The organism is Runella sp., from assembly GCF_027484545.1.
In the GTDB taxonomy this organism is placed as follows: Bacteria; Bacteroidota; Bacteroidia; order Cytophagales; family Spirosomataceae; genus Runella.
In genome coordinates this window covers 1-6,505 of sequence record NZ_JAIXST010000117.1, presented here as the reverse complement: position 1 = coordinate 6,505, position 6,505 = coordinate 1, and the positions used below count along the sequence as shown (strand labels likewise).

The following is a 6,505-nucleotide window of genomic DNA, read 5'->3' as shown; positions in this document are numbered from 1 at the left end:
TGTAGAGAATGAACTTAATAACAGGCCAAGAAAAAGACATGATTTTCAAACACCAAATCAAATTTTTAATCAATTAACTAACCATCAAGAAGTTGCATTTGTAACTTGAATCCTGCAACCAAATATCGCTATTTTTGAGATTTATAACTAACTTGTCCTACCCCCAACGAATTTCATCAGGGTGGGAATTAGATTAGGTTATCGGACCGCCGAAGCGGACGAAGAAAGCGAAAAATTTCTGTCCTAAAAAGCAAAAGCCCCCTAAATAATGGGATTGCTATACCGCTAACAAGGTTTCTGCTGAAATACCCAGCCCTCGATGAAGCTTTTTTATCATCTCAAGCGTCAGAGGTCTTTTTCTGTTAAGCACTTCCGATACTCTGCTAATGCTTCCAAAATAGGGAGCCAGATCTTTTCTTTTTAAACCCTCTTCTTCCATTTTCAATTTGATCGCTTCAATCGGATCAGGGGCTTCAATCGGATAATGCCTTGTTTCGTAATCTTCTACCAAAATAGAAACAAGCTCTAAGACCTCCTCTTCAGGGCTACCCTCCGGGCAATCAACCAATGAATCAATGAGCGTCAGGTATTCTTTGTACTGTTCTCTCGTTTTGACAGGTTTTAGTTTAAGCGATTCGATAGCTTCCATAACGGGATAGGAAATTAAATGTTTTTGATGTCCTGAATTTTATCATATTCCTTGTGAGTTCCGATGAATCGGATATAGACCGTTTGTAGCTTATACCTAAACAAAGCAATCAGTCTATATTTGTTATGACAAATGTTAAAGACTATTATGTTATTACCGACAGTATCTGTTTTTGGCGTATCAGCCAGCACTTCGTTTGGTGACTGATAGTTGGTACTTTTCATCTTTTTGTACCAATACTTTAATTCCTGTTCTGCGTCGGGGTATTGATCCCAAAACTCTTTTAATGTTCCTTTCGTAATTACCCTCATGAACGGCTGCAAACTAAAAATTCTCACTTTAGTATATAACTATACAAAAATGGGAATTTTTTAATTAGTTTACAATGAAAACTTTAAAGTCTATCATACTTCTTTTCTTAACGTCTAATCAAATCGAATTCTGAATTCTCAACCCTCATTTTAAGAAATTTAACTCCCACAATTACCAGCCAAATCAGCCATAAAGTACTTCCCAAAAAGCCTGCCAAATCCCACACCGGGAAGTCGGGCATGACAGTGGCGAAAAGCTCTGCTTGGGCCAACAGGTAAATAGCGGAAGCAACATACCCCATCCCAATCAGCCACGTCGGAAAGAGTCTCAATTTGTGAAAAACCATTGACATCATAACCGTCCAACCAATAGTAAACAATTGCCCCAAATGTTCCCCCAAAATAACACCGCCGTACTGGTGAATGACTTGAAAAGCAACTTTGCTTGCTTCCTTTGTCATTTCGTTGCCATTGGCAAAATTAGTAGCCAAAACAGGCACCACAAACGTCCAGCGAAGTAACCCAATCATTTGTACCACCAATCCGAGAATGCCGATGATGGTCGCCAAACGTACAAACCAACTTTTATTTTCCAATTTTTGCCCCATCAAAACATAAGCTCCGAGCAAGGGTAAACCCACCAACGCAAAGGCAAACCAAGTCCAAATCAGGGCATTTCCGCCCGCTTTAAATCGGGTTAAAATCACGCCCGTATCTTCTCTTAAAATGTTGGGATAATCAAAGGTAATCGTCAGTAAGGTATAGGGAACAAACAAGGCTAACGCCACCGTAATCAGCAAGATGCCAATTATTTTTTCTGTGTTGAAATCTGTATTTTCCATTGTAAAAACCGTTTATTTTTTTCTTTTGCTGAAAAATGAATAACTGATACCAGGTGTTGGATTGATTTTCAGGCTTTGTCCGCTGGATGCTAAAGCCGCAACCCCTATTCTAAGATTGAGTCCGCGCCATACCATCCAGCGAAAACCCACTTCGCCAATCATGGCATTTTTGTCTTTGTACTCTCTCGTTAAGCCGCGAGCGTACGAAAGGGAGGAATAAAAAGACGAAGGATTTTCTTTTTTGCCAACGGGCAAAAACCAAAGGGTAGCACCCGTTTTAACAAAATTGGTAAATACACCCGATTCAAAAGCGGTAGTGTAGTATCCGGCATGAACGGACAGGTGTTTGTATCGGTATTCGGCACCGATGGAAGGGTTACGAAAACCGTTGATACTGAATTCGTGCGTTGAGAAACGACTTAGAGCGAAACCGAGGCTCACTGCCAAGAGGAGCAGGCTAAAGAGAGTAATTTTTTGCATAGCGTCTTTTGTTTTAGTTGACGATGCAAAGTTCCGCTTCAGGCAACGAAAACTACCGGACAAATGTCCAAAAGCGATTTTTGCGAATATTTTTCTGCCTATTTTTAACCACAGAGTAGCACAGAGTAAAAATGCGGAGTTTCACAGAGTTATAAAAAAGGGGTTGACCTTTCGACCAACCCCTTTTTTATAACAAATGCAAAGTCTGCTCTTATTGGGTTTTGCTGATAACTCCACCTTTGCGGCTATCTACTTCGACCGTCCATTTATCGGCTTTTCCTTTGACAATCCAGCGAACTTTAACGGAGTTTCCTCCGCCACCGCCCCCAAAACCGCCAAAACCACCACCGCCACCTCCTCCACCGCCACCGACGGTACCAGGAATGTTGGCTACTTCAATGGTTTGAGGATTGTATTTTTGTTCTCTGGTAAGGCCCAAATCATCGTTTTCTACAATCATTCCCGCCAATACCTGCGCATTTTTGAGGGTAATGTAGTCCGGACGCTCAATTTTGAATCGAATATCGTGTGCCGAGTGCGTTGGGATAGCCCGTTGGTTTTGAACAACTGCCGTCACTTCGGTCAGGCCGTTGGCCAATGCTTTTGACTTGATATCAAGGATTTCCAACTTAGGCATGTGATAGGCATGAAGCATAGTGAAAGCCATATTGCGGTGCCCTTCTTCTTCGAGCAAAAAGCCGGGAGTATTGCGTATATAGTTCTTCTTTGTTCCCCCAATTTCAATGTCACCGTATTGCGGATGTTTGACAGGCTTCCATTTTACGTAACTGTCTCCTAACAGCAAATACTTATCAAACTCCTCATATTCACTATTTTGATTGCGGTTTTCGGAAGAGTTTTTGTTGAACAAACGGTACGAAGTATTGATCTCGTTGGAAAACATAAACACCCCGCGTCCTAAACCAATCCAATCAATTTCACCGCCATAGACAGTATACAGGTCTTTCCAAAGAACGAAATATCGATAACCAGGAATCATTTTCTCACCCGTTTTGCCAATCACATCATAAACGGCAATATCGGATTGTGGCACGTAAATCGCATCCTCTTCGGCTCCCGGTGGACGCAACAACATCCCTCCCGTGTTATGATAACTTTGTGCGCCAGCAATATTGGGGTGGGAATAAAAGAATTTTTTTACATTTTGGGTTTCGGGCAAGGTTCCGGGATAAAAAAGTGCTCCACCTTGAATATAATCCGGTTGCCATCCCCAGCCCCAATCGCGGTTAGGATCATACGCTCCCGGATTATCTTCGTTGACACGTCCGTCGCCGTCATTGTCAATGCCTTCAAAACCAAGCATTTCGTATTCGCCCTGCTCATCAGGTTTTGCTAAAATCATACGTCCCGGATAGTCAGGGTCAATTTTATAGCGACCTGTAGGAGATTTGCGACGCATGGTGACGATGTTGCCGTCTCCGTCCAAATCATCAAAGCCATCTTCGTCCACCAAGCCATCCCCGTCATCATCAAGAGGCATCATTCCGGAACGCGATGAGCCAGTGGTGTTGGAGGTATTGATAAAGTTTTCGTGCGCATCGGGGTTTAGTGATGGAATTATGTAGAAAGTCCGTCCTTTCAACATATCGGTTACAAAATCCATTTTTCCGAAACTTTCTGCCAAATACCAAGCGGTATACATGGCAAACTGCGTGCCCTGCAACTCGTTGGCGTGAATATTTCCATCAATCCAAAACGCTGGTTTATGCTCCGGTTTACCACTTTTAAAATCGGTGATGGTCATGACGTACATGTCGCGTCCCTGATACGACTTTCCGATGGATTCGTATTTGACCAAATCAGGATACGCTTTGGCCAATTCCTGCATCAGTTTATTGAAGGCGGCATAGTCCATGTAATAATTCCACGACCATTTTACTTTTGGATTGGCCGGAGTCCCGATGGCCCGCATTCCATTAAGGTCGGGGTCAGTGGATTGAGCAATAGCCCCCAGCCCCAATGGGGAGCAAAAAACAAGGGCTAAAGCAATTTTTTTCAGTATATTTTTCATCGTTTGATTTGTCTTAAAATTTTGAAAGAAATAACGTATCCCCTCCGAGCGGTTCGCTGTTACGGATTGGAGATTTTTATTCCCCCATCGGGGCAAGGCCGCCCGTGCGGTTAGGGGGCTGTAAGGTGGTCTACTTCAACGTCACATCGGCCGATTTTACACCTGCCGTAGGACAGCCCGCCTCAATGGTCAGTTTACCTGTTCCGGATACCAACCAAGTGTATTCTTCGGATTCATCGGGAGCCAATGCACTGCGAAGATTGAGACGACGGCCCGATACAATGGCCTGACCGGCACCCAATTTGAGTTCCGTTTTTACCTTTTGAACAAACCGTACCCGATCGCCGATTTCGGCATACGTAGGCAACAAACCTTTGTTAATCACCGTCGCGGTTACGCGGGTCAGACCATTACCAAGCGATTCTGATTTTACATTCACCAACTGAACATCCGGCATTTGAGCACCCAAACCGGTTAAAAATTTCAAGTGTTTATCAGCAGAAGCTGCCAAGTAAGAAACCGGAGGGTTCAATTTTGCAAAAGGAACAATACCTCCCACTTCGGCTTTTTGATTGGGAAAATCAGGGTGTTGAATGGTTTTCCAATCTACGTACACACCCGTTAATTTTTCTTTGTCGGCCCATTTCAGAAAACGGGTATCGTCTTCACTGGCATTCGCAGCATTGGCCGCGGCAGCAGCACCGCCTCCTGCACCTCCACCAAAACGGCCTCCTCCGCCACCACCGCCTGCGGGCGGACCGGCAGGTGCCGTGGTGTTGGAAGGTGTAGTTGGAACGGCTGCGGCACGACGAGTAGTATCTCGGGGAGCATCCACTTTAGAAGCCCACCAACCGGGCGTAGTAAAACTATAACGACCAGCGTGATAATAAGCCGTTTGAGAGAAATTAGCCCGTGTTTGAGACATGGAAGGTGCATCTTTCAGCCCCGTACGGCCATTGTACAATTTAGACACTTGGTCCATCGCCTTCACATCTTTCGAGAGCGGTCCGGTCAGAATCCGACGCGCTACTCTGGAAGCGTCAAATCTGGGTGCTTCGCTGAGATTGTTGTTGGGGCCGAACGTAAGCACGGCAAAGATGTTAGGAGCGCGGTACAAAAAGTCCAATAAAGCCCGAACTTCCGGCTCAGAAGCGGCGTATTCGCCACCGCCCGGTACGAAGATTTGATAATCAAACGTAAAGTTTTTCTCGGGATTGATACCACCGGCACCGTCTTCGTTGAAGGCTTTGTCTTTATCGTTGTCAATTCCTTCGCTGAAAATCAGGTATTTTCCGCTTTCTCCTTTGGTGGGGTCTGCTTTGACCAAAATGCGCGGATCTTCTTTACTCCCCACAAACGTTCCTGACGGGTCTTCCACGCGCACCCACGTGACCAATCCATCGCCGTTGAGGTCTTCAAAAGGATCTTCGTCAACGCGGCCATCGCGGTCGTCATCGACTTTGGTATCATTGCCGGTGCGCTCGTATTTCAATTTAGCCGAAAATTGCTCCTGCGCATCAGGATTCATGCTGGGCAGAAAGTAAAACGTTTTGGCATCCAATAATTTAGAAATACTGTCGGCATTGGCAGCACCGAGCATTTTTTCCGCCGTTTGAATGGCGAGTTCAGTTCCTGCCAAGTGAGTTCCGTCCAATCCGGCCACGACCAGAATCGCAGGTTTTTTGGTGGCATCGCCTTTGCCCAACGTAAGTAACCAAAGGTCGCGGCCGCCCGAACTTTTGCCAATCGAACGCACAGAAGCCTGTGCAGCGTACTTGGAAGACAAATTTTTAAGTCGAGTGGAGAGCTGTGCGTGGTTGTTGTAGGTTGCAGTTTGCGCTTCGGTTAGTTGCGCCATACACACCAACGCCATCACTCCCCCATAGAGTAGTTGACGAATCATAAAGTTTGGTTTTAGTTTTCACCGGCAATTTAGCTAAGAAAAATATACCAAACACATTGTTGTCAGGCAGAGCGATAAAAACCGAAATTGTAGAGAGGTACAGGTGGGTTTTGTGCGGGTTGTTTCCTCTCTTAGTTGGCCGAACGAGACTTTAAAATGAAGCAAAATCATTCCCGCTGTAATATTTTGTGTGTTAACCCTTTTGTCCTGTTATTTTTGTTTTCAAAATCACAATTATGGCAAAAGTAAAAATTGAAATCACAACTGATATAGGCGAAACTGTTTTAG

General features: G+C 44.7%; 6 protein-coding genes. All 6 read right to left on the bottom strand.

The window, feature by feature from the left end; all coding sequences use genetic code 11:
* Window positions 1–277: 277 nt before the first annotated feature.
* The 6 genes from Q0081_RS10150 to Q0081_RS10125 all read right to left on the bottom strand — a co-directional run bounded on the left by Q0081_RS10150 (window position 278) and on the right by Q0081_RS10125 (window position 6,217).
* A complete protein-coding gene (locus tag Q0081_RS10150) occupies window positions 278–649 on the bottom strand; it encodes a type II toxin-antitoxin system HigA family antitoxin (protein WP_298352303.1) in 372 nt (123 codons plus the stop codon).
* Window positions 650–663: 14 nt separating this feature from the next.
* Entirely contained in the window at window positions 664–960 is a 297-nt protein-coding gene (locus Q0081_RS10145; RefSeq protein ID WP_298352300.1) for a type II toxin-antitoxin system HigB family toxin, read from the bottom strand.
* A 107-nt stretch (window positions 961–1,067) separates the two neighbouring features.
* A complete protein-coding gene (locus Q0081_RS10140; RefSeq protein ID WP_298352297.1) occupies window positions 1,068–1,802 on the bottom strand; it encodes a DUF4386 domain-containing protein in 735 nt (244 codons plus the stop codon).
* Between the two features lie 12 nt (window positions 1,803–1,814).
* The gene (locus tag Q0081_RS10135; RefSeq protein WP_298352294.1) at window positions 1,815–2,282 is read right to left on the bottom strand and encodes a hypothetical protein; all 468 of its coding nucleotides are present in this window, start codon (window positions 2,280–2,282) and stop codon (window positions 1,815–1,817) included.
* A 211-nt stretch (window positions 2,283–2,493) separates the two neighbouring features.
* Entirely contained in the window at window positions 2,494–4,314 is a 1,821-nt protein-coding gene (locus tag Q0081_RS10130; protein WP_298352291.1) for a M14 family metallopeptidase, read from the bottom strand.
* A gap of 130 nt (window positions 4,315–4,444) precedes the next feature.
* Window positions 4,445–6,217: a M14 family metallopeptidase gene (locus tag Q0081_RS10125; protein WP_298352288.1), complete on the bottom strand. Its 1,773-nt coding sequence runs from the start codon at window positions 6,215–6,217 to the stop codon at window positions 4,445–4,447.
* Window positions 6,218–6,505 lie beyond the last annotated feature (288 nt).

Bases quoted from the DNA above. Each gene is read 5' to 3' on its own strand.
- Q0081_RS10135 (WP_298352294.1), bottom strand. From the start codon at position 2,282: ATGCAAAAAATTACTCTCTTTAGCCTGCTCCTCTTGGCAGTGAGCCTC.
- Q0081_RS10150 (WP_298352303.1), bottom strand. From the start codon at position 649: ATGGAAGCTATCGAATCGCTTAAACTAAAACCTGTCAAAACGAGAGAA.
- Q0081_RS10145 (WP_298352300.1), bottom strand. From the start codon at position 960: ATGAGGGTAATTACGAAAGGAACATTAAAAGAGTTTTGGGATCAATAC.
- Q0081_RS10130 (WP_298352291.1), bottom strand. From the start codon at position 4,314: ATGAAAAATATACTGAAAAAAATTGCTTTAGCCCTTGTTTTTTGCTCC.
- Q0081_RS10125 (WP_298352288.1), bottom strand. From the start codon at position 6,217: ATGATTCGTCAACTACTCTATGGGGGAGTGATGGCGTTGGTGTGTATG.
- Q0081_RS10140 (WP_298352297.1), bottom strand. From the start codon at position 1,802: ATGGAAAATACAGATTTCAACACAGAAAAAATAATTGGCATCTTGCTG.